This window comes from Nocardia sp. NPDC057440, assembly GCF_042802915.1.
Lineage (GTDB): Bacteria > Actinomycetota > Actinomycetes > Mycobacteriales > Mycobacteriaceae > Nocardia.
Genome location: NZ_JBHVDF010000023.1, coordinates 29,957 through 56,265 on the forward strand (window position 1 = coordinate 29,957; position 26,309 = coordinate 56,265).

The 26,309-nt window shown below is 67.5% G+C and carries 26 protein-coding genes and 1 pseudogene; 8 read left to right on the plus strand and 19 right to left on the minus strand.

What is annotated here, in order from left to right; genetic code table 11:
* The first annotated feature begins 86 nt into the window (after positions 1-86).
* The gene (locus tag ACFU4Z_RS32840; protein WP_379071102.1) at positions 87-437 is read left to right on the plus strand and encodes a hypothetical protein; all 351 of its coding nucleotides are present in this window, start codon (positions 87-89) and stop codon (positions 435-437) included.
* Here the strand turns inward: ACFU4Z_RS32840 and ACFU4Z_RS32845 are convergent, their stop codons facing one another.
* The 3 genes from ACFU4Z_RS32845 to ACFU4Z_RS32855 form a co-directional block, all read right to left on the minus strand.
* A complete protein-coding gene (locus ACFU4Z_RS32845) occupies positions 438-1,166 on the minus strand; it encodes an aspartate/glutamate racemase family protein (RefSeq protein WP_379071105.1) in 729 nt (242 codons plus the stop codon).
* Positions 1,166-2,665 (minus strand): NCS1 family nucleobase:cation symporter-1, encoded by a 1,500-nt coding sequence (locus ACFU4Z_RS32850; RefSeq protein WP_379071108.1) that lies wholly within the window; start codon positions 2,663-2,665, stop codon positions 1,166-1,168. Before ACFU4Z_RS32850 ends, ACFU4Z_RS32845 begins: the two co-directional genes overlap by 1 nt.
* A gap of 86 nt (positions 2,666-2,751) precedes the next feature.
* The gene (locus ACFU4Z_RS32855; RefSeq protein ID WP_379071111.1) at positions 2,752-3,474 is read right to left on the minus strand and encodes a GntR family transcriptional regulator; all 723 of its coding nucleotides are present in this window, start codon (positions 3,472-3,474) and stop codon (positions 2,752-2,754) included.
* A 144-nt stretch (positions 3,475-3,618) separates the two neighbouring features.
* Here ACFU4Z_RS32855 and ACFU4Z_RS32860 point away from each other — a divergent pair.
* Positions 3,619-4,792 (plus strand): annotated as a pseudogene (locus ACFU4Z_RS32860) (serine hydrolase domain-containing protein).
* A 102-nt stretch (positions 4,793-4,894) separates the two neighbouring features.
* Positions 4,895-6,115 (plus strand): threonine ammonia-lyase, encoded by a 1,221-nt coding sequence (gene ilvA / locus ACFU4Z_RS32865; RefSeq protein ID WP_379071114.1) that lies wholly within the window; start codon positions 4,895-4,897, stop codon positions 6,113-6,115.
* Positions 6,116-6,166: 51 nt separating this feature from the next.
* Here the strand turns inward: ilvA and ACFU4Z_RS32870 are convergent, their stop codons facing one another.
* The 14 genes from ACFU4Z_RS32870 to ACFU4Z_RS32935 all read right to left on the minus strand — a co-directional run bounded on the left by ACFU4Z_RS32870 (position 6,167) and on the right by ACFU4Z_RS32935 (position 20,071).
* Entirely contained in the window at positions 6,167-7,141 is a 975-nt protein-coding gene (locus tag ACFU4Z_RS32870) for an ABC transporter substrate-binding protein (RefSeq protein WP_379071117.1), read from the minus strand.
* 56 nt (positions 7,142-7,197) lie between these two features.
* Positions 7,198-8,241 (minus strand): ABC transporter permease, encoded by a 1,044-nt coding sequence (locus ACFU4Z_RS32875; RefSeq protein ID WP_379071120.1) that lies wholly within the window; start codon positions 8,239-8,241, stop codon positions 7,198-7,200.
* A gap of 34 nt (positions 8,242-8,275) precedes the next feature.
* Complete coding sequence (locus tag ACFU4Z_RS32880) at positions 8,276-9,055, minus strand: ATP-binding cassette domain-containing protein (RefSeq protein ID WP_379071278.1); 780 nt, start codon at positions 9,053-9,055, stop codon at positions 8,276-8,278.
* 229 nt (positions 9,056-9,284) lie between these two features.
* Positions 9,285-9,608 carry a DMT family transporter gene (locus tag ACFU4Z_RS32885; RefSeq protein WP_379071123.1) on the minus strand — a complete coding sequence of 108 codons (324 nt, stop codon included), beginning with the start codon at positions 9,606-9,608 and terminating at the stop codon, positions 9,285-9,287.
* 109 nt (positions 9,609-9,717) lie between these two features.
* The gene (gene argH / locus ACFU4Z_RS32890; RefSeq protein WP_379071126.1) at positions 9,718-11,139 is read right to left on the minus strand and encodes an argininosuccinate lyase; all 1,422 of its coding nucleotides are present in this window, start codon (positions 11,137-11,139) and stop codon (positions 9,718-9,720) included.
* 97 nt (positions 11,140-11,236) lie between these two features.
* On the minus strand, positions 11,237-12,439 hold the full coding sequence (locus ACFU4Z_RS32895) for an argininosuccinate synthase (protein WP_328411817.1): 1,203 nt from the start codon (positions 12,437-12,439) through the stop codon (positions 11,237-11,239).
* Between the two features lie 134 nt (positions 12,440-12,573).
* Positions 12,574-12,816 (minus strand): hypothetical protein, encoded by a 243-nt coding sequence (locus tag ACFU4Z_RS32900; RefSeq protein WP_379071306.1) that lies wholly within the window; start codon positions 12,814-12,816, stop codon positions 12,574-12,576.
* A gap of 208 nt (positions 12,817-13,024) precedes the next feature.
* A complete protein-coding gene (locus ACFU4Z_RS32905; RefSeq protein ID WP_379071130.1) occupies positions 13,025-13,540 on the minus strand; it encodes an arginine repressor in 516 nt (171 codons plus the stop codon).
* A gap of 84 nt (positions 13,541-13,624) precedes the next feature.
* Entirely contained in the window at positions 13,625-14,566 is a 942-nt protein-coding gene (gene argF / locus ACFU4Z_RS32910; protein WP_379071133.1) for an ornithine carbamoyltransferase, read from the minus strand.
* Positions 14,563-15,801: an acetylornithine transaminase gene (locus ACFU4Z_RS32915; RefSeq protein ID WP_379071136.1), complete on the minus strand. Its 1,239-nt coding sequence runs from the start codon at positions 15,799-15,801 to the stop codon at positions 14,563-14,565. The genes argF and ACFU4Z_RS32915 overlap by 4 nt, the downstream gene beginning before the upstream one ends.
* The gene (gene argB, locus ACFU4Z_RS32920) at positions 15,798-16,733 is read right to left on the minus strand and encodes an acetylglutamate kinase (RefSeq protein WP_379071139.1); all 936 of its coding nucleotides are present in this window, start codon (positions 16,731-16,733) and stop codon (positions 15,798-15,800) included. The genes ACFU4Z_RS32915 and argB overlap by 4 nt, the downstream gene beginning before the upstream one ends.
* Entirely contained in the window at positions 16,730-17,962 is a 1,233-nt protein-coding gene (argJ, locus tag ACFU4Z_RS32925) for a bifunctional glutamate N-acetyltransferase/amino-acid acetyltransferase ArgJ (RefSeq protein WP_379071142.1), read from the minus strand. Before argJ ends, argB begins: the two co-directional genes overlap by 4 nt.
* Positions 17,959-19,017 carry an N-acetyl-gamma-glutamyl-phosphate reductase gene (argC, locus tag ACFU4Z_RS32930; RefSeq protein ID WP_379071145.1) on the minus strand — a complete coding sequence of 353 codons (1,059 nt, stop codon included), beginning with the start codon at positions 19,015-19,017 and terminating at the stop codon, positions 17,959-17,961. Before argC ends, argJ begins: the two co-directional genes overlap by 4 nt.
* A 346-nt stretch (positions 19,018-19,363) precedes the next feature.
* Complete coding sequence (locus ACFU4Z_RS32935) at positions 19,364-20,071, minus strand: ArsR/SmtB family transcription factor (RefSeq protein ID WP_379071148.1); 708 nt, start codon at positions 20,069-20,071, stop codon at positions 19,364-19,366.
* Positions 20,072-20,135: 64 nt separating this feature from the next.
* On the opposite strand from ACFU4Z_RS32935, the gene ACFU4Z_RS32940 reads away from it, so the two are divergent.
* The 4 genes from ACFU4Z_RS32940 to ACFU4Z_RS32955 all read left to right on the plus strand — a co-directional run bounded on the left by ACFU4Z_RS32940 (position 20,136) and on the right by ACFU4Z_RS32955 (position 23,224).
* Positions 20,136-20,939 (plus strand): isocitrate lyase/phosphoenolpyruvate mutase family protein, encoded by an 804-nt coding sequence (locus tag ACFU4Z_RS32940; protein ID WP_379071151.1) that lies wholly within the window; start codon positions 20,136-20,138, stop codon positions 20,937-20,939.
* Positions 20,940-21,049: 110 nt separating this feature from the next.
* Positions 21,050-21,634: a dihydrofolate reductase family protein gene (locus ACFU4Z_RS32945; RefSeq protein ID WP_379071154.1), complete on the plus strand. Its 585-nt coding sequence runs from the start codon at positions 21,050-21,052 to the stop codon at positions 21,632-21,634.
* A gap of 11 nt (positions 21,635-21,645) precedes the next feature.
* Entirely contained in the window at positions 21,646-21,987 is a 342-nt protein-coding gene (locus ACFU4Z_RS32950; protein WP_379071157.1) for a YciI family protein, read from the plus strand.
* Positions 21,980-23,224: an RNA polymerase sigma factor gene (locus ACFU4Z_RS32955; RefSeq protein WP_379071159.1), complete on the plus strand. Its 1,245-nt coding sequence runs from the start codon at positions 21,980-21,982 to the stop codon at positions 23,222-23,224. Before ACFU4Z_RS32950 ends, ACFU4Z_RS32955 begins: the two co-directional genes overlap by 8 nt.
* 297 nt (positions 23,225-23,521) lie before the next feature.
* Here ACFU4Z_RS32955 and ACFU4Z_RS32960 read toward each other — a convergent pair whose 3' ends face one another.
* Entirely contained in the window at positions 23,522-24,013 is a 492-nt protein-coding gene (locus ACFU4Z_RS32960) for a pyridoxamine 5'-phosphate oxidase family protein (protein ID WP_379071162.1), read from the minus strand.
* A gap of 63 nt (positions 24,014-24,076) precedes the next feature.
* Between ACFU4Z_RS32960 and ACFU4Z_RS32965 the strand changes: the two genes are divergently transcribed.
* Positions 24,077-25,063, plus strand: a complete 987-nt coding sequence (locus tag ACFU4Z_RS32965) for a helix-turn-helix transcriptional regulator (RefSeq protein ID WP_379071165.1) — start codon at positions 24,077-24,079, stop codon at positions 25,061-25,063.
* A 29-nt stretch (positions 25,064-25,092) separates the two neighbouring features.
* On the opposite strand, the gene ACFU4Z_RS32970 is transcribed toward ACFU4Z_RS32965, so the two are convergent.
* A complete protein-coding gene (locus tag ACFU4Z_RS32970) occupies positions 25,093-26,304 on the minus strand; it encodes an epoxide hydrolase family protein (RefSeq protein ID WP_379071167.1) in 1,212 nt (403 codons plus the stop codon).
* Positions 26,305-26,309 lie beyond the last annotated feature (5 nt).

Here is a 26,309-nt window from a genome sequence, read left to right on the forward strand (position 1 = left end):
AACTCACAGGAACGGCACAGGCTTTGGCCAGGCGCGCCTCCGATGCTTGCCTGAGTACGAGCTCTTGGCAATCAGTGAGGTGCACGATGGTCGAAGTCGAAGTCACGGATACCACGGTGACGGTCCACGTTCTCGGCGGGCACCGGCTGCTGGCATTGCGCGAGCAGCTGACCTTCGATCTCTCGGACATCACCGAGGTCACCACTGCCGAGGTCGACCTGCGGCCGCCGTGGGTGCGCGCGCCGGGAACGTTCTTCCCCGGGGTGATCGCGGCAGGCACCTACCGCGGCAGGCATCGAAAAGAATTCTGGGACACCAAGTTCAAAGGGCGGGCCATCCGAATCGAGCTGACCGGCGCCGACTTCACCCGAGTGGTCGTCGATGTCGACGACCCCGATGCCGCACTGCATGCGCTGACCTCCGCTGTCGCGGCCTGATCAGGCCCCGAAGGAGCTCAGCAGCCCGGAGTAGCGCTTGGTCGGCGGCGTGGCGAACTCTCCCCGTCCCGACTTGCGCACACCGAGAGTGAGCAACGACTGCACGGTCAAGGTCGCGGCGGCCACACCGTCGATCACTGGCAGGCCGATTTCGTCGCGAATATGCTCGCACAGGTCTGCCATTCCCGCGCAGCCGAGCACGATCGCATCGGAACCATCGGTTTCCACGGCTTCCTGGCACGTCTCGGTGACGATTTTGCGCGCGTCCGGATCCGTCTCCAACGCAAGCACCGGTAACTCGCAGGCGTGCACGCCTCGGCAGAAACGCCGCATGCCATAACGCTGCGCCAGTTCTTCCGCGCGACCGATGGTTCGGCTCAACGTGGTGACGACACTGAACCCGCGGCCGAGATGGCTGGCCGCGTGCATCGCCGCCTCCGCGATGCCGATCACCGGGCCGCCCGCCAGTTCCCGGGCGGCATCGAGGCCGGGGTCGCCGAAACACGCGATCACGTATCCGTCTATGCCCTCCTGCTCGCCGCGGTGGATCGCGGCGAGCAGACCCGGGATGCTGAGGGCTTCGTCGTAGTGACTTTCGATCGAGGCGGGTCCCATCTCGGAGGTGACCGCGTCGAGCAGGATGCCGGGGCCTGCGACGGCCTTGGCAGACTGCTCGATCGTCTCGGTCATCGCCCGGGTGGTGTTCGGGTTGAGGACCCGGATACGCATCAGGCAGGAACTCCCTGCACTGCCGACCTGGTCCGGGTGGCCAGCAGGCAATAGACCGCGAAACCGATGCCACAGCCGATGAACCAGCTGTACTGCGCTGCGGTGTACATGCCGGTGACATCCTTGGCGAGCACCGGTACCACCGCGACGACGGCGCCGACGGCCGTCGCGATGATCGCGGCGGGGTTGTATCCCTTTCTGTACCAGTAGGTTCCGGTCTTCGACATGGTGAACAGATCGTCGATGATCACCTTCTGTTTGCGCACCAGGTAGTAGTCGGCGATGAGCACACCGAACAGTGGGCCGATGAAGGCGCCGAGCACCTCGAGGGTGTAGTGGATGACTTCGGGGTTGTTGTAGAGGTTCCACGGCGTGATGAGGATCGACCCGACCGCGGCGATCATGCCGCCCGCCCGCCAGCTGATCCGCTGCGGGCTGACATGGGAGAAGTCGAACGCCGGTGAGATGAAGTTGGCGACGATATTGATGCCGATGGTGGCGATGGTGAAGGTCAGCGCACCGAGCACGATCGCGAAGGTGCTGTCGATGCGCGCGACGGTCGCGACCGGATCGGTGATCAGTTCGCCGTAGACCGGAACCGTCAGCGATGCGGTGATGACTACGAGCAGCGAGAACAGCAGGAAGTTGACCGGGAGGCCGAGTAGGTTGCCGCGTCGCACGGCCGCGAAAGACTTTCCGTAACGGGAGAAGTCGCCGAAGTTGAGCATCGGACCGGAGAAGTAGGACACCACCAGCGCGATAGCGCCCAGCATCACCGGCACCGAGGCCGAGCCGGTGTACTTCACTTCGCCGAGCTTCAGGTCGACGGCGCTCCAGCCCGCCTTGGCGATGAGGTAGCCGCACAGCGCGAACATCACGACATACACAGCGGGACCGCAGAAGTCGATGAATCTGCGGATGGACTCCATGCCGCGCCAGAACACGCACGCCTGCACCACCCACAGCAGCAGGTAGCTGCCCCAGCCGAGCAGCGAAAGCCCGAGGAAGCCGTAGTCGCCGGCGACCGCATAGGGCGCGAGCCACGGAAAGAGTTTCACCAGAACAACATCCAGCGCCGCAGAGGCAAGGAAGGTCTGGATGCCGTACCAGGCCACCGCGATCAAGCCGCGGATGATGGCGGGGATATTCGCCCCGCGCACTCCGAAAGCGCTGCGGCACATCACCGGATAGGGCACGCCCGTCACCTGGCTCGGCTTGGCGACCAGATTGCAGAAGAAGTAGACGATGGTGATGCCGATCAGCAACGCCGCGAGCACCTGCCAGCTGGCCAGACCGAGCGCGAACAGGCTACCCGCGGTGACGTAGCCGCCGACGCTGTGCACGTCCGACATCCAGAACGCGAAGATGTTGTAGGAGCCCCAGCTCTGCTTGCGCAGCGGCGCGAGATCCTCGTTGGTCAGTCGCGGATCGTAGGCGGGTGCGGCAGGCGCGGCCGTCTGCGGTGGCACGGGCACCGCGGTGGTGAGCATTTCGGTCATGGTGTTTCCCGTCCGAGGGTGAAACTGCGATCCCGACCGACGGTAGGAACCGTGCATTGCCCACCCATTGCACGGTTGTTGCCCGGCTATTGCGCGGCAGATATATCTTCCGGCGCCAGCAGCCCGGTATCGGTGGGCAGGGTCGCGATAACCGTCTCCAGCCTGCGGTGATGACGTTCGGCGATGAGCAGCAAGCGATCGACGTCACGGGCCAGGAAAGCGTCCATCATCAGCGCGTGGTCGGTGTGCAGGCGGACCCGGTCGGCGCGGCCGATGTGCACCATCGACTGCACCGGTTCGGTGACATTCCACGCCGACTCGAGCATGTGCAGCAAACGGAACATGCGTGACGGCCGGGTCAGTGCGATATGGAAAAGCCGGGACTGCCGATGATAGGCGACCGGGTCGTCGTCCCGGATCGCTTGCTCCAGAAGGACGTTCACCCCTATCAGGTCCGCGCGATCGGCGTCCGATGCGTTCATCGCCGCCGCCGCGAGCGATGCCGTCTCCAGGGTCTCGCGCACGATATACATCTCCCGCAGCTCGTTCGCGGTGAGCTGAGCCACCGTGTAGCCGCCGTGCGGTTGATGGGTGACAAGGCCCTCCCCCAGCAGCGTCTTGAGCGCTTCGCGGACCGGGATGTGGCTGACCCCGAACAATTCGGCGACCTCACGCAGCGGGATCACCGTGCACGGTGGCACGGCCCCGTCGAGGATCACCCGGCGCAGTTCGCCGAGAATGATCTGTGGCCTGCCCGGTTCGTCGACAACCAACCTCGCGAGCAGCGCCGAACGTCTCCGTGGAGGCATGTCGACCACCGTAGGTGAGCCGTATTGCGTTTTCGGTCCCTGATGTGACGGTCAGGAAAATGCACGCTCAGACGGTCACGGCCGCCCGAGCGGGAATTCGACCTGCCATACGCTGTATGGATCCCGAACGGCAAGGATTACTCGATGACGACTCTTCCGACAACGCAAACCGTCGATCGGCGCTTCGTGAGTCTGGTCGCCGAATTCGACCGGTTGTTCCGGCGGCCCTCCGATGGTGGCGGATCCCTTGTGGTGTACCTGCGCGGCGAACCGGTGGTCGATGTCTGGGCCGGCTTCGCGCACCCGGGGGTGCCGTGGGCGCACGACTCGGTGGCCATGGCGTACTCCACCGGCAAAGGTGTCGCCCTCGACCCTGCTGCACCGGCTTGCCGAGCGCGGCCTACTCGACTACGACCAGCCCGTCGCCACCTACTGGCCCGAATTCGCCGCCGCGGGAAAGGAACTCATCACCGTGCGCGCGTTGCTGACCCACCGGGCCGGGCTGCACCGGTTGCGCGGGCTGCTGCCCGGTCCGGTGGACCGCTTCCTGGACGACGCCACGGTGACCGCGGCGCTCGCCGCCGCGACCCCCGATCCACGACACCTGGTGACCAGCGGCTATCACGGAATCACCTTCGGCCACTTGGTCGCCGAGCTGGTACGCCGGATCAGCGGTGCGACGTTCACCGATGCGCTGCGCACCGAAATCGCGGAACCGCTTGCCGCAGCGGATCTCTGGTTCCGCGTGCCGGAATCCGAACGCGGCAGGATCGCCACCAACTTTCCCCGGCTGACCGTCGCCGGCCTGAACTGGGACAACGGCGCCCGGCTCATGTCGAGGACCAGGTTCGCCGCGGCCGCCGACACCACGCCGCAGGGTTTCGCCGACCTGGTGTCCGATCCACGCCTGCACGATTCGGTCATGCCCGGCGTCAACGGTGTCTTCTCCGCGCGCGCACTGGCCCGCGTGTACGGCGCGCTCGCCAACGGCGGCCGCCTCGACGGCTTCCAGCTACTGCGACCCGAAACTATCGAGCTCATCGCCCGACGCCAAGTCTTCACCCCCGACTATGTCCTCGCCTTCCGCATCCCATGGGCCCTCGGTTACCACGGCGTCCCGATGAAGCCCTCCAAAGCCGAACCGGTCTCCGCCTTCGGTCATTTCGGCCTCGGCGGTTCGGGGGCCTTCGCCGATCCCGCCACCGGCATGTCCCTCGGCTTCGTCACCAACCGCCTCGGCGGGAAGCTCACCCCGCTCGGCGACGCCCGCCTCGCCCGCCTCGGCGCCATCGCCCATAACCTCGCCAAGGCTGCGTGAGAAGCGCCCCTACGATGTGGCATTCCGTCCCCGACTCCGCGACGGACGGGAAAGCCGAGACAAGTTGCTGCCGGTCGAGGTGCGACCTGGCAGCATGGCGACATGGAGTTGCTTGGGCTGGATCGAATCAAGGCGGCTGCGGCGCTACTTGCGCCGGTGATCCGGCGGACGCCGGTGGTGGCGTCGCGGGCATTGTCGGAGCGATCCGAGACCGAGGTGTGGCTCAAATGTGAGAACTTGCAGCGGACAGGGTCGTTCAAGCCGCGCGGCGCCTACAACAGGATCGCGAATTTGAGCCTCGATGAGCGGGCCGATGGAGTGGTCGCTGCGAGCGCGGGCAATCACGCGCAAGGAGTGGCCTGGGCGGCGACGACACTCGGAATCCAGTCGACGGTGTTCATGCCGGTGGGTGCCTCGCTGCCGAAACTGGCGGCCACCAAGGCCTATGGCGCACGGGTGCTGCAGGTGGGCGAGACCGTCGATGACGCGCTCGACGCGGCGCTCGACTTCGCGGAGCGCAGCGGGGCGACGTTGATCCATCCGTTCGACCACCCCGACATCGTGGCCGGGCAGGCCACGGTGGGGCTGGAGATCCTGGATCAATTGCCTGAGGTCGGGACGGTGCTCGTGCCCACCGGTGGTGGCGGGCTGCTTGCCGGTGTCGCGGTCGCGCTGCACCATCTCGCCCCGCAGGTGCGGGTGATCGGCGTGCAGGCCGCCGAGGCGGCCGCCTGGCCCGATTCGCTGGCGGCAGGCAAGCCGGTCCGGGCCGGGCGGATGTCGACGATGGCCGACGGCATCGCGGTCGGGCTACCGGGTGCGGTGCCGTTCGCGCATGTTGCCGAATACGTGACGACCATGCTGACCGTCGATGAGGACGCGCTGTCCAAGGCGCTGCTGTTGTGTCTGGAGCGAGGGAAACTGATCGTCGAGCCGGCCGGCGCCGCTGCGGTCGCGGCGTTGATGAGTTACCCGGTGGCGGAACTCGGACTGCGCGGACCGGTCTGCGCGATCCTGTCCGGCGGCAATATCGACCCGCTGCTCTTGACCCGGCTGATCGGCCACGGCTTGAGCGCCGCGGGTCGCTACCTTGCGGTGCGAGTGACGATCGTGGATCGTCCCGGTGGACTCAGCAGCCTGCTCGGCGTGGTCGGCAAGACGGGAGCGAGCGTGGTCGACGTGGCGCACTCGCGCACCGGCACCTGGCTGGCCCTGGGCGAGGTGGAGGTATCGCTGACGCTCGAGACTCGTGGACCGAACCACCGCAATGACGTCCTCGAGGCACTGGCCGAGTCCGGATACGTCGTCCGCGTGGAAGATTAAGGGAAGCGTGCCGACACCCGGCACGGTCGGCACCTCCCGCTCGTCGACCGCTCAGCACTTCCTCTTGTAGAAGTACTTCGCGTTGGCGTCCATATCCGCCTGGGTGATCGCGACCATGTCGGTCTGGATGTTCCTGGTGACCGGCTTGCCCTCCAGCGCAGCGACGGCTTGGTCCACACCCTTGGCTCCGATGCCACCCGGATCTTGGGCGATCAGCGCCTGCACGGTGCCCGCCTTCAGGTCCTCGACCTGTTTGGGGCTCGCGTCGAAGCCGACCAGTTTGACCTGGCCGAGCTTGTTCGCGTTACGCAGACCGGTTGCCGCGCCCTCGGCCGAGCTCAGGTTCGTCGCGAATACTCCGGCAAGGTCCGGGTGGGCGGCAAGCGTGGCGGTCACGATCGAGGCGGCCTGGGCAGCCTCGTTGTTGTTGTACTGCACGCCGAGTGAGGTCATGCCGGGATAGTTCCGCAGCGCCGCCTCGAAGCCCTGGGCGCGTGCGTCGGTGGTAGAGGTGCCCGCCTTGGTGTTGATCACCAGCACCGGCCCCTTCTCCCCGACCAGCTTCGCCAGGGTGGCGGCCGCGAGTTCGCCGCCCTTCTTGTTGTCGGACGAAATCGACGACAGCGCAACGGATGTGTCGTCGAGTGCGGTGTCCACCTCGACGATCTTGATGCCCGCGTTCTTGGCCTGCTCGATCGGATTCGCCATGGCCGTCGCGTGTGTCGGCGCGATCAGGATGCCGCCGGGTTTGTTGGCCATCACCCCCGTCAGCACCGGCGTCTGCGATCCGGCGTCGAACTTGGTCGGCGCCTGGGTATCCAACTGGTAACCGAGCTTCGCCGCCTCGTCCTGCGCTCCGCACTGCATGGAGATATAGAAAGGTTCGTCGGCGACGCCCGGAATGAGAACCAGCTTCTTGGCATCCGTCCCGCCGGAATTGCTCACCTCGCCACTACACGACACGACCATCGTGCCGGCCGCAACTATCGCGCCGATCAGCACCGCTGTCCGCTTCGCCACCCTCATCCGGCCACCTCCGCCTCATTTTTTCTTCTCGCGCAGCGTTGTCGACTGCCTGCCTTCTATCGGTCCCGCGCCCGGCGGCGGAGCTGGTCGAACCACACCGCCCCGACGAGAACCGCGCTCACCGCGATCGGCTGCCAGAACACCGGTACTCCAGCGATGACGAAACCCTTGCGCAACACCGACGGAATGAACACCCCGATCACCGTGCCCAGAACGGTGCCGACGCCGCCGAAAAGGCTTGTCCCGCCGATCACTACACCCGCGATGGCATCCAGATTGTCGGTGCCGTGTCCACCGATGGTGGTGGTGCCGAAGTAGGCGAGGTTCATGAAACCCGCCAGCCCGGCGAGCGATCCCGTCATCAGATAGACCAGCACGAGGTGACGGGTGACCGCGATCCCCGAGCGGCGCGCGGCCTCTTCGTTGGAACCGATCGCGTAGGTGTAGCGGCCGAACCTGGTGGTGTGCAGCACCCAGGCGGCGAGCACGGTGACCACGGTGGCGACCAGCACCAGATTCGGCACGCCGCCCAGTGAGGTGCCGAACCCCAGTGAGTCACGCAGCTTGTCGGGCACGGTCCTGGTGTCGACGCCGCCGGTGATCAGCTGCGCCGCACCGAGTGCGGCGCCGAACGACCCGAGCGTGACGATCAACGGCGGAATCTTGGCTTTGGCCACGAGCAGTCCGTTCAGCAGTCCCCAGATCCCGCCGCCGACAACGGAAATCAGGAACCCGAGGCCGATGATGCCCCAGCCCGCCGCGGTGGCGTTCTCGTCGGGGCTCAGCCATTCCATGGTTTTGGCGCCGAGCACCCCGGCGAAGATCAGCACCATCCCGACCGAAAGATCGATGCCGGAGGTGATGATCACGAAGGTCATCCCGACCGAAAGCACCAGCAGCACCGACGTTTCGATCAGCAGGGTCTGCAAGGTGAAACGGGTGGGAAACGCATCGGGCCGAATCACGCTGAACGCCACACACAAGCCGACGAGCACGACGCCGATCCACACGGTGCTCGCACCGAGCAGTCGTTGCAGCGCAGTGCGTTCGGGCAGTTCCCGGCCATTGCCATCGACGCTGACGGCTTCGTCGTCGCTCATGCGGCCCCTCGCTTTCGGAGTACTGCGCGGCGTCTCACGGTGTCTCCTCGGGCGTCAGTGCACCGGTCATCGCACCGACCAACTGCTCCAAGGTGACCTCCGCCGCGGTGAAGCGAGCCACCCGTCTACCCAGCCGGAGCACCTCGATGCGATCGGCGACGGCCAGTACCTCGGGCATGTTGTGGCTGATGAGCACGACCGCGATGCCCTGGTCACGCACCCGGCGGATGACGTCGAGCACGCGCTCGCGCTGGACAACACCCAGCGCCGCGGTCGGCTCGTCCATGAACACCACCTTGCTCGCCCACATCACCGCCCTGGCCACGGCCACGCTCTGCCGCTGCCCACCCGACAGCGACCCAATAGGCACGTCGGTGTTCTGCAGGGTGACGCCGAGCCTGCGAAAGTGGTCCACCGCCCGGCTCCGCATGGCCGACTTGTCCAGCATGCCCAGCTTGCCCGCTAGCCCGCGCCGCAGCAGTTCGCGGCCGAGGAACAGGTTCGCGGCGGGGTCGAGGTCGGGGGCCACCGCCAAATCCTGATACACGGTTTCCACACCGAGCTTCCGCGCGGCGGTCGGCGTAGGCAACAGCACCGGCCTGCCGTCGAGCAGGATGGTGCCGCCGTCGGGTTGCTCGGCTCCCGAAAGGCATTTCACCAGAGTCGACTTGCCCGCACCGTTGTCACCGATGAGTGCGACGACCTCGCCGGCTGTGGCCTGAAAGTCGGCACCGCGCAATGCCTGCACGCTGCCGTAGTGCTTGGCGAGCCCGGCAGCCTCCAGCACCACGGTGGCAGCGCCCGGTGTTCCCATGACCTCGCCCTCATCACCCGAGGTCATGGGGTACATCCGCGTGGACTCAGCTGAGCAAACGTCCAGTCCATCGCCCGATGTTACGTTCGGTCCCGTGCCGATCGGGACGTATTCGGGAAAATGCAGAGGGCGCAACGCCACTCGCGCTCAGCAACCCGCCGCGGGTCACGGACCGCCGATTTCGGTGGGTCCACGGTGGTGCGCAGTGAATTCCCGGCGGATTTCCGAATCAGTGTGCGCCGCCGAGCTCGAGCGCAAGCACACCGAGGATCACCAGGCCGATGCCACCGATCTGCACCGCGGTCAATCGCTCATCCAAGAACAGCACTCCGATGACGGCGATCGCGGCGACACCGACCGCTGACCAGATCCCGTAGGCGACACCGATCGCCATACCTCGCTTCAGCGCCTGCGACAGGAAATAGAACGCTGCGCCGTAACCGATGACAACGATGATCGAGGGCACGAGCTTGCTGAATCCGTCGGAGATCTTCAGCGAAACGGTCGCGGTCACCTCGGACGCAATGGCCAACGCCAACAGCAGCAGAGTCACCGGCGCAGCGTAACCCGGGCCGCGGCCACCCGGGAGTGGAGCCGCGGGAGCGCGCGCCGCCAAGGCCCGCGACGACCATCGGCAGGCGCGGTAACCGGGGCGCCGACAGTCACGCCAGCCAGCCGCGCAGCTCCCCTGCCGTGCCGCGGATTTCGTCGATCTGCTTCGCGACCTGGACACCTGCCGTGCCGCCGCGAGCATTGCGCGAGGCGATCGACCCCTGCACTGTCAGCACTTCGCGGACCCGCGGCGTCAGTGCCGCGTCGACGGCGGCGAACTCCGCGTCGGTCAGCTCGTCGAGCCCGACGCCGCGCGCCTCGGCAGCGCGGACGCACCCACCCGCCGCCTCGTGCGCGACGCGGAACGGGACGCCTTGGCGGACAAGCCATTCGGCGATATCGGTCGCGAGTGTGAAACCGGCGGGGGCGAGTTCGGCCATCCGTTCGGTGTGGAAGGTCAGCGTCGAAACGAGGCCGGCGATGGCGGGGAGCAGCAGTTCCAGCTGGGCGACCGAGTCGAACAGGGGCTCCTTGTCCTCCTGCAGGTCCCGGTTGTAGGCGAGTGGTTGCGCTTTGAGGGTGGCGAGCAGGCCGGTGAGGTTGCCGATGAGGCGGCCCGCCTTGCCGCGGGTGAGTTCGGAGACGTCCGGGTTCTTCTTCTGCGGCATGATCGACGATCCGGTGGACCAGGCGTCGGCGAGAGTGATGTAGCCGAATTCCGGTGTGCTCCAGATAATGACCTCTTCGGCCATCCTGCTGAGGTCGACACCGATCATGGCCAGCACGAACGCCGCCTCGGCCGCGAAGTCGCGCGCAGCGGTGGCGTCGATCGAATTGGCCGCCGACGCGTCGAAATCCAGTTCGGCGGCAATCGCCTCCGGGTCCAGACCGAGCGAAGAACCTGCCAGCGCCCCGGAACCGTAGGGCGACACCGCCGCCCGCTTGTCGAAGTCACGCAGTCGGTCGATATCGCGCAGCAGCGGATGGGCGTGGGCGAGCAGATGATGTGCGAGCAACACCGGCTGCGCGGCCTGCAGATGCGTCTTGCCCGGCATCACCGCGTCGGGGTGTGCGGCCGCCTGGGCGACAAGCGCGTCGACCACCTCGAGCAGACCGGCCGCGACCCGGCGGACCGCGTCGCGCAGCCACATCCGGAACAGCGTGGCCACCTGGTCGTTTCGCGACCGCCCCGCGCGCAGCCTGCCACCGAGCTCGGTACCGACCCGCTCGATCAGTCCCCGCTCCAGCGCACCGTGCACATCCTCGTCGGACTCCACCGGTCCGTAGGCCCCGGAGTCCACATCGGCGGCAAGACGATCCAGACCGTCGAGCATCGCGGCGAGATCGGCTTCCGACAGCAGCCCGGCCTTGTTCAGCACCCGCGCGTGCGCCTTCGACGCGCGAATGTCGTAGGGGGCGAGCACCCAGTCGAAGTGCGTCGACTTGCTGAGCGCGGCCATCGCCGCGGCCGGACCGGACGCGAAACGCCCGCCCCAGAGCGCCCCTTCGTTGGTGCTGCCGCTCTGCGTCATCGTGTGCTGTCTCCTGACGGTCGGAAGTCGATCATCGGTGGATGCGCTGGCTACGCGATCCTCGGGGTCGGCGCATGCGCACCGACCCCGAGGCCGCTTACTTCTGGTTCAAATCGCGCCGCGCCGCGACCTTCGAGGACAGGCCGTGGATCTGCACGAAGCCCTTGGCCAGCGACTGGTCGAAGGTGTCGCCCTCGTCGTAGGTGGCCAGGTTGAAGTCGTAGAGCGACTGCTCGGAGCGGCGGCCGTTGACCACGACGGAGCCACCGTGCAGCACCATGCGGATGTCGCCGGAGACGTGCTCCTGGGTTTCGGTGACGAAAGCGTCGAGTGCGCGCTTGAGCGGGGAGAACCACAGGCCGTCGTAGACCAGCTCGCTCCAGCGCTGCTCGACCTGCCGCTTGTAGCGGCCGAGCTCACGCTCGACGGTGACCGCCTCGAGCTCCTGGTGCGCGGTGATCAGGGCGATGGCGCCGGGCGCCTCGTAGATCTCGCGGCTCTTGATGCCGACGAGCCGGTCTTCGACCATGTCCAGGCGGCCGACGCCCTGCCGTCCGGCGCGCAGGTTCAGCTCGACGATGGCCTCGAGCACGGTGACCTGACGGCCGTCGATGGCGACCGGGACACCCTTGTCGAAGGTGACGATCAGTTCGTCCGGCGCCTCGAAGTTCACCGTCGGGTCGGCGGTGTAGTCGTAGACGTCCTTGGTCGGCGCGTTCCAGAGGTCTTCGAGGAAGCCGGTTTCCACCGCGCGACCGAACACGTTCTGGTCGATGGAGAACGGCGACTTCTTCGTGACGTTGATCGGCAGCGAGTTCTCCTCGGCGAAGGCGATGGCCTTCTCCCTGGTCCAGGCGTAGTCCCGGACCGGGGCGATGACGTTGAGGTCGGGCGCGAGCGCGCCGATGCCGACCTCGAAGCGCACCTGGTCGTTGCCCTTTCCGGTGCAGCCGTGGGCCACGGTGCTCGCGCCGTGGAACTTGGCGGCCTCGACGAGGTGCTTGACGATCAGCGGGCGGCTGATGGCCGACACCAGCGGGTAGCGGCTCATGTAGAGCGCGTTGGCCTGGATGGTCGGCAGGCAGTAGTCGTCGGCGAACTCGTCGCGCGCGTCGACGACGATCGCCTCCACGGCGCCGCAGTCCAGTGCTCGCTGGCGCACCACGTTCATGTCCTCGCCGCCCTGGCCGAGGTCGATGGCGACTGCCACCACCTCGGCGCCGGTCTCCTTGGCGATCCAGCTGATCGCGACGGAGGTGTCCAGCCCACCGGAGTAGGCGAGTACGACGCGCTCGGACATGTCTATGTGCTCCTCGGATTTCGTGCTTGTCTGTGGTCTTGTGCCTGCTTCGGCAGGCGCGCAGTCGGGGGCCGGGCCTGTCCCGGCAGCCTGCACCGTTCTACAAATGATTATGCACGACTATGCAAGCTCATTCACAACCGGGGTCGAGTCGGGCCCGCTTCCGGCGGAAATGGGTATTCCACGTCGCGCGAGCTGTGTGCGACAAGTCGAGCCTGCCAGATAGCACGCCATTGCCGCAGCACGACGATCGCAGCGGGTGGGAAGCGGCGCGCGGACCGGCAACGGCGTGCTGTCTGGTTGATGTCGATGCGCGCGTTGGGCTGGTGTCCCTCGGTGTGCCGGTAGGCGGTGAGCAATGCCGACTCGATGGACATAGGCCGCGCCAGAGTCGACCTCGTCGATGACCTGATCACCCCGGCTGTCCGGGCAAGGGGCAGCCCGGCCGACGGCCGATACCCCGCCGGCCGAGCCGACCGCGCATACCTCGGCCGATCGGCCGGGCAGCGGGCGAGTGCCGACCCTGGCGTGCGTGCACGGCGTGTCGTCACGACCGTGCGCCACTCACGGACGAACCCGGAGGTGTCAGGCGAGTTCTTCTATCCTGGCGGCCAGTTCGGCGCCGGTGAAGGGTTCGCGGGCGATGACGGCGATGGTGTCGTCGCCTGCGATGGTGCCGACAATGTAGGGCAGGGCGGCGCGGTCGAGGGCACTGGCCAAGTAGTGGGCGGCGCCGGGTGGGGTGCGCAGGACCGCGATATTGCCGCTGGCATCGGTGGAGACGAGCAAGTCGCCGAGGAGCTTCGAGAGGCGGTCGGTGCCGCCGGTGACGCCGCGCACGGGGCTGCCGTCCTCGGGGACCACGTAGACGCCCGCGCCGCCGTCGGCAGCGCGCAGTTTGACCGCGCCGAGCTCGTCGAGATCGCGCGACAGGGTGGCCTGGGTGGTCTCGATGCCCTCGGCCGACAACAGCGCGGCGAGCTCGGTCTGGCTGCGGACCGCGTGCGCGAGCAGCAGTTCGATGATGCGGGACTGACGTCCGGCGCGGGTCCCCGCGATCGCGGGCCCCGGCTTGCCGGGTTCCGGGCGGGTCACGCTCATCGCGCCACCTCGCCCCTGGCTCGCTCACTCACGATGCCACCTCGTCGATACCCGCCGCCGCCCGCGGCAACCCGGCTCTCTCGCTCACGCCACACCCTCGTTGTGCTTGGCCAGCAGCCACACCAGCAGCGCCTTCTGCGCGTGCAGCCGGTTCTCCGCCTCGTCCCAGACGACGCTGTGTGAACCGTCGAGCACCGCGTCGGTGATCTCCTCGCCGCGATGGGCGGGTAGGCAGTGCAGCACGACGGCTTCGGATTCGGCATGGGCGAGCAGTTGCTCGTTGAGCTGGAACGGGCGGAACGGGCCGACCCGGTCGAGGCCGTCGTTCTCCTGGCCCATCGAGGTCCAGGTGTCGGTCACCAGCGCGTCGGCGCCCTCAGCGGCAGCGACCGGGTCGCCGGTGAGCGTGATGGTCGCACCGGTTTCGGCGGCGCGTTTGCGGGCGGCCTCCAGAATCCAAGGCAGCGGCTCGAACCCCGCGGGCGCGGCGATGGTGACGTTCAATCCGGCGGTGACCCCGCCGAGCAGCAGCGAGTGCGCCATATTGTTCGCGCCGTCGCCGAAGTAGGTGAGGTTGCGGCCGGCCAGGCTGCCCTTGCGCTCGGTGAGCGTCTGCAGATCGGCGAGCACCTGACAGGGGTGGAACTCGTTGGACAGCGCGTTCACCACCGGAACCGTTGCGGTGGCGGCCATTTCATCGAGGCGAATCTGCTCGAAGGTACGCCAGACAATGGCATCGACATAGCGCGACAGCACCGTGCCCGTATCGCCAAGGGTCTCCTCGCGCCCGAGCTGGGTATCGCGGCCGTCGACGACGACCGCGTGCCCGCCGAGCTGGGCGATGCCCATTTCGAAGGAGAACCGGGTGCGGGTCGAGTTCTTCTCGAAGATCACCCCGACGCCGCGCGGACCCGACAGCGGCCGATGCGAGAACGGCGCCTTCTTCAGCTCGGCCGCCAGCGCGAGGATTTCGGCCTGCTCGACCGGGGTCACATCGTCGTCGCGAAGGAAGTGGCGCAGGCTCATCCCTTGGCTCCCTTCGCATCGTGGGCGGCGCCGTCCAGAATGTCCGGGAGATCGGCGACGAAGTTGTCGGACTGGGTCTCGGTGAGCACCAGCGGCGGCGCGAGCCGAATGACGTCGGGCTTCGGCGCGTTCACCAGATAACCCGCCGCCCGCGCCCTGGCCTCGACCTCGGCCGAGACGTCCTCGGTGAGCACGATGCCGAGCAGCAGACCCGCACCACGCACGTGGTCGACCAGCGGGTGCTCGAGCAGCTCGATACCGTCGCTGAGCCGCTTGCCGACCGACTCGACGTGCGAGAGCAGGTCCAGCTCGTCGATGGTGCGCAGCACGGCGAGTGCGGCCGCGGCGCAGACCGCGTTGCCGCCGAAAGTGGTGCCGTGCAGTCCGGGAGTCAGCAGATCGGCGGCCGGGCCGGTGGCAAGCACCGCGCCGATCGGCAGGCCACCGCCGAGCCCCTTGGCCAGGGTGATCACATCCGGCACGATGCCGGAAGCCTGATGTGCGTAGAACTTTCCGCAACGTCCGATGCCGGTCTGCACCTCGTCGAGGATCAGCAGCGCACCGTGCCGCGCGGTGATCTCGCGCGCCTTCACCAGGTAGTCGATGGGCGGCACGACAACGCCGCTCTCGCCCATGATGGGTTCGAGGAAGACCGCGGCCGTGTCCTCGTCCACCACGGCCGCCAAGGCCGCGGCATCACCGTAGGGCACGTGCACGACGCCGGGCGGCATCGGCTCGAACGGTGTCCGCTTCGACGGCTGGCCGGTGAGCGCGAGCGCGCCCATGGTCCGGCCGTGAAACGCCTCCTCACACGCGACGATCTTGCGCCGGCCGGTCAGCCTGGCCATTTTGAACGCGGCCTCGACGGCTTCGGTGCCGGAGTTACAGAAGAACGCGCGGCCGTGCCCGTCACCGAATTCGCCGTCACCGAAATGCGCGAGCAGCCGTTCGGCCAGCTCGATCACCGGTTCGTTCGCGTAGATGTTCGAGGTGTGCCCGAGCGTGCCGAGCTGCTGGGTGACCGCCTCCAGAATCGCGGGATGGGCGTGCCCCAGGCTGTTGACCGCGATGCCGCCGAGGAAGTCGACGTAGCGCTTGCCGTCCGCGTCGTAGACCACCGCGCCCGCGCCGCGCACCAGCGCGACCTTGGGCGTCCCATAGTTCTTCATCATCGCGTCGGACCATCGCTGCTGCAGTGCGGCAGTGCCGGTGACTTCGTTCGCTACTTCGCTCATGTTTTCGTTCCGTTCGGCGGGCCGGCGGCGTCCGAACTGGACAACACGGGCGTCACCATCGTTCCGATTCCTTCTCCGGTGAACAGTTCCAGCAGCACCGCGTGCGGCACCCGGCCGTCGATGACGTGCGCGGTCGGCACTCCCCCCTGGACGGCGCGCAGGCAGGCTTCCATTTTGGGCACCATGCCCGCGTCCAGACTCGGGAGCAACTTCGCGAGCTCGTCGGCGTCGATGCGCGAGGTGAGCGACGAGCGGTCCGGCCAGTTGGTGTACAGGCCCTCGACGTCGGTCAACACGACCAACTTCTCGGCGCCGATCCCCTCGGCGAGCGCGGCGGCGGCAGTGTCGGCATTGATGTTGTGCACCACGCCGTCGGCGTCGGGGGCGATGGTCGAGACGACCGGGATGCGGCCTGCGCCGATGAGGTCGAGCACGGCGTCGGGGTTCACCTCGGTGACATCGCCGACCAGACCGATGTCGGTCGGTGCGCCGTCGACGTCGACGGTGCGCCTTGTCGCGGTGAACAGTCGCGCGTCCTCACCCGAGGTGCCGACCGCGTACGGGCCGTGCGCGTTGATGAGCCCGACGAGCTCCCGCCCGACCTGACCGAACAGCACCATCCGCACCACGTCCATCACCTCGGGTGTGGTGACACGGAAACCGCCGCGGAATTCGCCGTGCAGGCCGAGCTTTTTCAGCATCGCACTGATCTGCGGTCCGCCGCCGTGCACCACCACCGGGTGCACACCGACGGCGCGCAGGAACGCCATATCAGCGGCGAAGGCCCGCTTGAGCTCCTCGTCGACCATGGCGTTGCCGCCGTATTTGACGACCACGATCTTGTCGCGGAACTTCTGTAGCCACGGCAGCGCCTCGGCCAGTACGTGCGCCTTGTCCAACGCCGAAAGGTCGTGGAGCACGTGCTCACTCATGAGCTGTAGGCCGAATTCTCTTCGACATAGCCGTGTGAGAGGTCGGTGGTGCGGATCATGGCGGTACCGTCACCGACGTTCAGGTCGATGTGCACGTCGATGTCCATCCCGGACAGGTCGACCTCGCGCGCGCCCGGCGCGCCGACACCGTCGACGCACACCGGGTTCCCGTTGAACGACACCGAGATCCGGTTCGGGTCCAGGGTTATCGGCGCGATGCCGACGGCGGCGAGCACCCGGCCCCAGTTCGGGTCGGAGCCGAACAGCGCCGTCTTCACCAGACTGTCGCGGGCCACGGCGCGCGCGGCGATCAGCGCCTCGTCCTCGCTGACCGCGCCGGAGACGATGACCTGCACCCGCTTGGTGACGCCTTCCGCGTCGGCCATCAACTGTGCGGCGAGATCGTCGCAGACCGCGAGCACCGCGGCGTCGAGATCCTCCTGGGACGGCGTGACCTCGCTCGCGCCGTTGGCAAGCAGCAGCACGGTGTCGTTGGTCGAGCAGGAGCCGTCGACGTCGAGCCGGTCGAAGGTGAGCCGCGTCGCGGTGCGCAGCGCCCGATCCAGCTGGTCCGCGGTCACCGCGGCGTCGGTGGTGAGCACGACCAGCATGGTCGCGAGCGAGGGCGCGAGCATCCCCGCGCCCTTGGCCATACCGCCGACGTTCCACTTGTCCTGGTGGTGGAAGGCCGCTTCCTTGGGCACGGTATCGGTGGTCATGATCGCGTGTGCCGCGTCCAAGCCGCCCGACAGGCCGCCGCCCATCTCGTGCACGATCTCGGTGACCGCCGGGATCACCTTGTCCATCGGGAGCCGGTCACCGATCAAACCGGTCGAGCAGACGGCGATTTCGCCTGCGCCGGTCTCGGTGCCCCAATTGCTCAGCGCCTTGGCCAATTCCTCGGCCGTCTGGTGGGTGTCCTGGAACCCGCCGGGACCGGTGCAGGCGTTGGCGCCGCCGGAGTTGAGAATGACCGCGCGCAGCCGACCGGACCCGAGCACCTGCTGCGACCACAGCACCGGCGCGGCCTTGACCTGGTTACGGGTGAACACACCCGCGGCCGCGTACTCCGGTCCCTCGTTGAACACCAGGGCCAGATCGGGTTTCCCGCTGGCCTTGATGCCCGCGGCGATGCCCGCGGCACGGAAGCCGAGCGGTGCGGTGACCCCCTGGGTCCGGACCAGCTTGCCGCCCGAGCCCTCGGTCGATGTCCCAGCGGTTGTCGTCACGGTGCCACTCCTACAGTGGAAAGTCCTGCGGTCTCGTCGAATCCGACGGCCAGATTCATGGATTGCACCGCGGCGCCCGCAGTGCCCTTGGTCAAGTTGTCGATCGCGCCGATCACCACGAGCAAGCCCGCGTCGGTGTCCACCGCGACCTGCAGCGCGACGGCATTGGATCCGAGCACCGAACCCGTCTGCGGCAGTTGACCTTCCGGCAACAGATGCACGAACGGCTCATCGGCGTAGGCCTTTTCGTACACCGCGCGGGCCTGCGCGGCGTCCACCCGCGTCGGCGCGGTGCAGGTGGCGAGGATGCCGCGCGGCATCGGCGCTAGCACCGGCGTGAACGAGACGGCGACATCGGTTCCGCCCGCCGCCTTCAGGTTCTGCGAAATCTCGGGGGTATGCCGATGCGCGCCCGCGATGCCATAGGCACGTACCGAACCCATTACCTCGGACCCGAGCAGGCCGACGTCGAGCTTGCGGCCGGCACCCGACGTGCCGCTCACCGCGACCACATTCACCGTCGGCTCGACGATGCCTGCCGCGATCGCCGGTGCGAGTGCCAGGCTCGCCACCGTCGGGTAGCACCCGGGGACGGCGATCCGGCTCGCACCGCGCAGCTTCTCGCGGCCGCCGGGCAGCTCCGGCAGACCGTAGGGCCAGCTTCCCGCGTGGGGACTGCCGTAGTACTTCTCCCATGCTTGCGCGTCGGTCAGCCGGAAGTCGGCGCCACAGTCGATGATCACGGTCGACTCCGGCAGCGTCTGCGCGATGGCGGCGGATTGCCCGTGCGGGAGCCCGAGGAACACCACATCGTGACCGGCCAGCTCGTCGGCGGTGGTGGGAGCGAGCACGCGATCGGCCAGCGGCAGCAGATGGGGCTGATGCTCCGCCAGTGTGCTGCCCGCGTTCGCCCCCGCGGTCAGCGCGCCGATGACAAGACGCCCGTCGCGATATGCCGGATGCCCGAGCAAAAGGCGCAGCACCTCGCCGCCCGCGTACCCGCTCGCACCGGCCACCGCGACCCGCAACACGGGTCCGTCCGCTGAATCAACCATGTGATGATTATGCACGATTATGCAAGCCCATTCATGAACGGGGTGGCTTGCCGCCGATCGATCACGCGATCAGCGGGAACATCAGCAACGTGGTCACACCCGCGACCACCAGGTGAAGGCCATATCCTGCGTCATCGGTCCAGTGCTCATCGCCACCTGAGTAACCGCGACGATGATCGGCAAACCTGTCGCCGCATACAACACCGGCTGAGCACGCTCGAGCGACGGCGGGTTCGCGCCGTGCGGGGGTGCAGCGCTCGCGCACCCAGACCGGCAGGCCGCGAGTCACCGCGGCACGAGGACGGCCGCACCGGTGTTGCGGCTGGTGAGCTTGTTCCTGTGTGGTCTATCGCAAGGGCGAAGGATCGATTCCGAGTGTCTCGGCGAGACCGGATTCGCCCTGCTGCGTGAGACGGATGGCGCGGCCGTTACCGACGCGGTGGATCCAATCGAGGTCCTGGAGACGGCGGCACAGCTGCGCTCCTGCCGCGCCGCCGAGGTGAGTGCGCCGCTCGGTCCAGTCGAGGCAGGGTCGGGCGACGGGCCTGCGGGTAGCGCGCAGCCGAGCCGGGTCGATCCCCATCGGGCCGGTGAGCCAGGCCAGACCCTCGGCAGTCAGCGCCAACCCGCCATCACTGCCGAGCAGGCCTCGGGTGGTCATCGCGTCGGTGATCGCCACGCCGAGGCGTCCCGCGAGGTGGTCGTAGCAGGTGCGGCCGCGCGCGAGGGCGGCAGCGACGGTGGCCGCACGCAGCCCTGCCAGTTCGGTGCGCGGCGGGTCGAGGTGGGTGACCATCGCCTCCAGCAGCTCCGCCACCTGGGGGTTTGCCAGCTGCATATAGCGGTGTCGGCCTTGACGGCGTTCGACGAGCAGGCCGCCGTCGAGTAGCCGGTTCAGGTGTTCGGTCGCTGTGGACGGCGCGACACCGGCGTGGCGCGCCAGCTCACCCGCGGTCCAGGCGCGGCCGTCGATCATGGCCAGGCACATGTCGGCGCGAGTGCGGTCGGCGAGCAGTACCGCCAGTCCTGCCAGTTCGGCTCCTCGGGTGTGCACCACTCCATGATGGTGCGCTGTTGTTTCGGCGGCCACCGAAACAACAGCGGGATACGGTCACGGCATGAACGCCGATCAGCTCACGATGAACAAGCCGAAGATCTTTCACGAGCTGCACCACCGGGACGAGCCACTCGTCCTGCCGAACGCCTGGGACTTCGGCTCCGCGGCGGCGCTGGCGGCCGAAGGGTTTCCGGCGATCGGCACCACCAGCCTCGGGGTCGCCGTCGCGGCGGGACTGCCCGACGGAACCGGCGTCACCCGCGACGAAACACTCGCGGTGGCAACGCGACTCGCGCGCCTCGCGGTGCCGGTGACCGTCGACATCGAAGGCGGCTTCAGCGAGAATCCCGGCGAGGTGGCCGACTATGTCGCCCGATTGGCCGAGCTGGGGATCGCCGGAGTGAACCTCGAAGACGGCCGATCGGAAAGCACACTCGCCGAGCCCGGCCACCAGGCGGAGCTGATCGGCGCGATCAAGGCCCGCACGCCCGAGCTGTTCGTCAATGCCCGCGTCGACACGCATTGGTTGAAGCTGCACCAGGATTCGACGCTTGCCCGGGTCGGCCGATATACCGACGCCGGTGCCGACGGCATCTTTGTGCCGGGCATGACCGACCCGGCCGAGATCACCGGTCTGGTCGCCGCGACCGCGCTGCCCGTCAATATCCTCTACGCCGTCGACGGCCCGTCGATCGCGGCCCTCGCCGAGTTGGGCGTGCGCCGGATCAGCACCGGCTCACTGCTGTACCGCGCAGCACTCGCGGCCGTCGTCGACGCCGCCCGCGCGGTGCGCGACGACGGCCCGTTCACCATCAAGGTTCCGACCTACCGCGAGGTGCAGGCCATCACCGCGCCGGACGCGTGACACCGAGAGAACTCGGCGGAAGAAAAATCCGCGACGATGTCGATCCGGCGACGACCCGTTCGTGTAGGAGGTGAGGCCGGCAATGCGCCGGCACCTGGGAAGGAGCGGATATGAGCAGGATCATTGCCGTCGAAAGCCTCACCCTCGACGGAGTCATGCAGGCGCCTGGGCGCGTCGAGGAGGATCTGCGGGACGGATTCCGGCACGGCGGCTGGGCCCATCGATACAACGACCCAGTGCAGGCCAGGGTGCTGGGCGAGCACATGGCCACCCATCAAGGCGCATTGTTGTTCGGGCGGCGGACCTATCAAGACTTCTACGGATTCTGGCCCAACCAGACCGGCGATCCGGTCTCCGCGGTACTGGACAAGACCGAGAAATTCGTCGCGTCCCGAACGCTGACCGAGCCGCTGCCCTGGCAGAACTCGACGCTGCTGCCCGGCGACGCCGTCCGCACGGTGGTGGAGCTCCAGCGGGAGCAGCCCGACCGTGACCTGGTCGTGCTCGGCAGCGGCAACCTGCTGCAATCGCTGATGCGGCACGATCTCGTCGACGAATATCTACTGATGATCCATCCGATCCTGGTCGGCAGCGGACGGCGGTTGTTCGAGGGCACCGATCTCGGCGAGCTTCGACTCACCACGAGCGTCGCGACCACCACCGGCGTCGTAATCGCTACGTATCAGCGCAAGTGAGGAGCGTCGAGATGAAGCAGTACCTGCTGAGCATCTACCAGTCCGAAGAGGGTGTGCCGCCGGACAATCTGGACGAGATCATGCGCGAGCTGCACGTCGTGAACGACGAGATGCGCGCGGCGGGCGCATGGGTGTTCGCCGCGGGCCTCAACGCGCCGAGCACCGCCACCGTGCTACGCGCCACCGGCAACGACGTGCTCATCACCGACGGTCCGTACGTCGAAAGCAAGGAATACATCGCCGGATTCAGCATCATCCGGGCCGCCGATCTGGACGAAGCGCTGGCATGGGGCAGCAAGGTCGCCACGGTGCTCGGCCTGCCGATCGAGATCCGGCCACTAGAGGATGACTGACGACGCCACGGTGACGCCCGCGGTGATCGAGGACGTGTTCGCCGAACACTACGGTCGCGCGGTGGCCGGCTTGATCCGTGTCTTCGGCGACATCGACGTCGCCGAAGACGCGGTGCAGGACGCCTTCACCACCGCCGTGCAGCGGTGGCCTGCCGAGGGGCTCCCACCGAGCCCGCCAGGATGGATCATCACCACCGCACGCAACCGGGCGATCGATCGGCTGCGGCGCGAATCATCCCGCCACGACCGGCATGCCGAGGCCGCGTTGCTGCACGCCGAAGCCGAACCGGTCGGCGACGGCGCGATCGGGGACGACCGACTCCGCCTGATCTTCACCTGCTGCCACCCCGCATTGGCCGTCCATGCCCGAGTGGCCCTCACCTTGCGGCTGCTCGGCGGCCTGACCACTGCCGCAATCGCCCATGCCTTCCTGACTTCCGAGTCGACCATGGCCCAGCGGCTCGTCCGCGCCAAGGGCAAGATTCGCGACGCCCGCATCCCCTACCGCGTCCCCGGTGACGCGGACCTGCCTGATCGCCTCCGCTCGGTGTCGGCGGTGGTCTACCTGGTCTTCACCGAGGGGCACACGGCCAGCTCGGGTCCCCGCCTGGTTCGAGAAGACCTGTGCGCCGAGGCGATTCGTCTCGGGCGTCTGCTCACCGAGCTCATGCCCGACGAACCGGAAGCCCACGGACTGCTCGCACTCATGCTGCTCACCGAATCTCGCCGCGGCGCGCGAACCACACCCGACGGTGCACTGATACCGCTGCCCGAGCAGGATCGCACCCGCTGGAACCGCACCCTCATCGCCGAGGGCCACGCCATCGTGCGAGAGTGCCTGCGCCGCAACCAACCCGGCCCGTATCAAATCCAGGCGGCGATCAACGCGGTCCACACCGACGCCGCCGACGCGGCGGCGACCGACTGGCAGCAGATCCTGCGCCTGTACGACCAGCTGGTCGCGATGGCGCCCAACCCCGTGGTGCTGCTCAATCGCGCGGTGGCGGTGGCCGAGGTCGAAGGCCCGCGCACCGCACTCGCCCTCCTCGACGATATCGACTTGGCGAATCATTACCTCTTCCATGCCATTCGAGCCGATCTCTTGCGTCGCCTCGGCCGCATCGCAGAGGCCCTAGCGGCCTACGACCGAGCCATAGCCCGCACCGACAACCTCGCCGAACAAGCCTTTCTCCGGTCCCGCCGCGCGGCGATCGGGGCAACGACTCGCGAAGAGTGATGCCGCCTATTCCGCTGTGCGACACCGGGAAGCACCGTCTTCGCGGATTCGGGGCGCGAAGTGTTCGGCCAGCAGGATCGGGCCGATGACCTTGGCGTCGAATGCGTTAGCCACCGCCGCCGGGCCCAACTCCGTCACCGATCCGTTGGCGTGAGCGGCGGCAACCGACGTGCGGCGCGCATCGACAGCGGACTCGGTGGCAGGCTCCGATTCCCTCGATCATCAGCGGCAACGGGTCGCGGCGGTATCGGCCGACGCACGAAACCAGCCAGCCGATCCCCCGCCTGCGCACTCCACTCAGTGCTTGCGCACCACTCGTTCCCCCTGTCCCGGCTTCCAGATCGTGATGTCCAAGTGGTCGTCGACGACTGCGACGGTCGAGGCGCTGGTCAGCTCCGCGACGAAGAAGTGGTCGAATTCTTGACCGCGGAGGTCGAAACCGCTGTCGTCGAAGAGCTTCTGCGCGAAACGCGCATGGACTTCCTTGTCGCGGAGATCGGTGACGGTGCCGAAGAGTTTGGCGTCGCCGTCGCCGACCTTGGTGTCCACCGTCGCGGTGTGCAGGCAGAAGCGCGGGTCGCGCTCCAAGTCCTTGAACTTCGTCGTGTCGGGCATACCCACGATCGTCAGCATGTCCTCGAAGATGATCGGCTCGACAGGGCTGATCCTGGGGAAACCGTCGGACCGGAGCGTGCCGAGCATGCAGAGGTTGCCGGTGGCTTTGTGACGACGGGTGAACACCGCGGCGATCTGGGGCGCTTCTTCGGTGAATTGGCTCCAAGTGGTCATGCCGACGACTCTATGACCTAATCCTGACATCTTCTGTCAAGGTTTCCGACTAATCTCGAATTCATGAGGGCAAGCAGATTGGTCCAGCTGCTGTTGCTGCTGCAGACGCGTGGCCGGTCGACGGCGCCAGAACTGGCGCGTGAACTGGAGGTGTCGGTGCGCACCGTCTATCGCGATATCGGTGCGCTGTCGGCGGCCGGTGTTCCGGTCTTCACCGAACCGGGGCGGGCGGGCGGCGTCCAACTCGTCGACGGATACCGGACCCGGTTGACCGGACTGACCACCGAGGAGGCCGACGCCGTATTGCTGGCCGGATCCCCCTCCGCCGCAGCCGATCTCGGTCTCGGCACCGTGCTCGCGACGGCGCAGCTCAAGGTGCTCGCCGCGCTGCCGCCCGAATTGCGCGGCCGGGCAACGCGAATCGCCGAGCGGGTGCATATCGACGCGCCCGGCTGGTTTCATCGCCCCGAGGAGACACCCACGCTGGCGGCGGTCGCCGACGCGCTCTGGCACGATCGCCGGCTCGCGGTGTGCTACGGGCGCAAGGACAAGGTGGTGCAGCGGCGGCTCGATCCGCTCGGCCTGGTATTGAAAGCGGGCACCTGGTATCTGGTCGGGAGGGACGGGACCGCGATCCGTTCCTACCGCGTCGGCCGCATTGCCTCCGCCGATCCGACCGGCGAAACATTCGACAGGCCGAATGATTTCGATCTGGCCGCGCATTGGTCCGAAGCGGCCGACGATTTCGCCCGGTCGATGCTGCGGGTGCAGGCCCGCTGCCGGATCGCGGAGGGGCACGTGCGCCTGCTGCGGCTCGGCTTCGATCCGGCCGCGGTGACCGAGGCATTGGCATCGGCCACACCGCCGGATGCGCAGGGCTGGGTGGAGGTCACTCTCAGCGCGGAGTCCTATCCGGTACTCGCACACGGCATCCTGCCGCTCGGCGAGTACGCGGAGATCCTGGATCCCCCCGAGTTGCGCGCCCAACTCGCGGCCACCGCCGCGGCGATGGCCGACCGCTATGGGCGGCCGGCCGATGGCCGGAATTAACGCGGCGGCCGCCGTTCCCTAGCCGCGTTTCACCGCAGCGAGCGGAAGAACTCGCGGACGTCGGTGGTCAGCACATCGGGCGCCTCCATCGCCGCGAAGTGCCCGCCGCGATCGTATTCCGTCCAGCGCACGATGGTGTGGGCCTGCTCGGCCAGCTTCCGGATCGAATTGTCGCCCGGGAAGATCGCCGCACCCGTCGGCACTCCGGAGTTCTTCAAGTCCACGCCCCAGGAATTCGATTCCCGGTAGAGCCGAATCGAGGACGCGAAGGTCTTGGTGAACCAGTAGATGCTGACATTGGTGAGCAGCGCGTCGAGGTTCACCGCATCCTCCGGCAGCACCTTCGCCGGATTCGTCCACCGCTGGAACAGGTCGACGATCCAGGACAGCAGACCGACCGGGGAGTCGTGCATGCCGATAGCCAGGGTCTGCGGACGGCCCGACTGCACCATGGCGTATCCGTAACGGGTGTAGCTGTCCGGCCCGGTCATCGCCTCGAGCCGCGCCTGATCCTGCGCGCTGTACTCGGATTCCGCAGCGCCCCAGGACCGTTCGGTCGCCCCCTCTTTCTGATCACCGTCCCACGACTGCTCGTCGCCGCCGAAGGAGGGGATCGTGATCGGACCGTTCACGTGGATGCCGACGAGGTGTTCGGTCGCGATCCGACCCAGTTCGGTGGACACGAAGTACCCGGCATCACCGCCCTGCGCGCCGTATCGGTCATACCCGAGTCGAGCCATGAGTGCGGCGACGACCTCGGCGTATCGTTCGGTCGCCCCGTCCCCCACCTTCGTGGTTGGACCGGAGAACGCGAAGCCGGGCAGCGAGGGGACCACCACATGGAACGCGTCGGCGGGATCACCGCCGTGGCCGCGCGGATCGGCGAGCGGGCCGATCACCTCCAGGAACTCGACGAACGAGGCGGGCCAGCCGTGGCTGAGCACCAGCGGCAACGCATCCGGTTCCGGTGAGCGCACATGCAGGAAATGCACTGTCTGTCCGTCGATTTCGGTAACGAACTGGGGGATTTCGTTCAGCCGCGCTTCCTGGGCGCGCCAGTCGTAGCCGGTGCGCCAGTAGTCGGCGAGCGCCCGCAGATAGGCGACCGGCATGCCGTAATCCCAACCGACACCGGGCAGTTCGTCGGGCCACAGGACGTTCGCCAGCCGGGCGTTCAAGTCGTCGATCTGCTGCTGCGGGATCTCGATGCGGAAGGGGCAAATGTCGTGTTCGTTGCTCATGACGA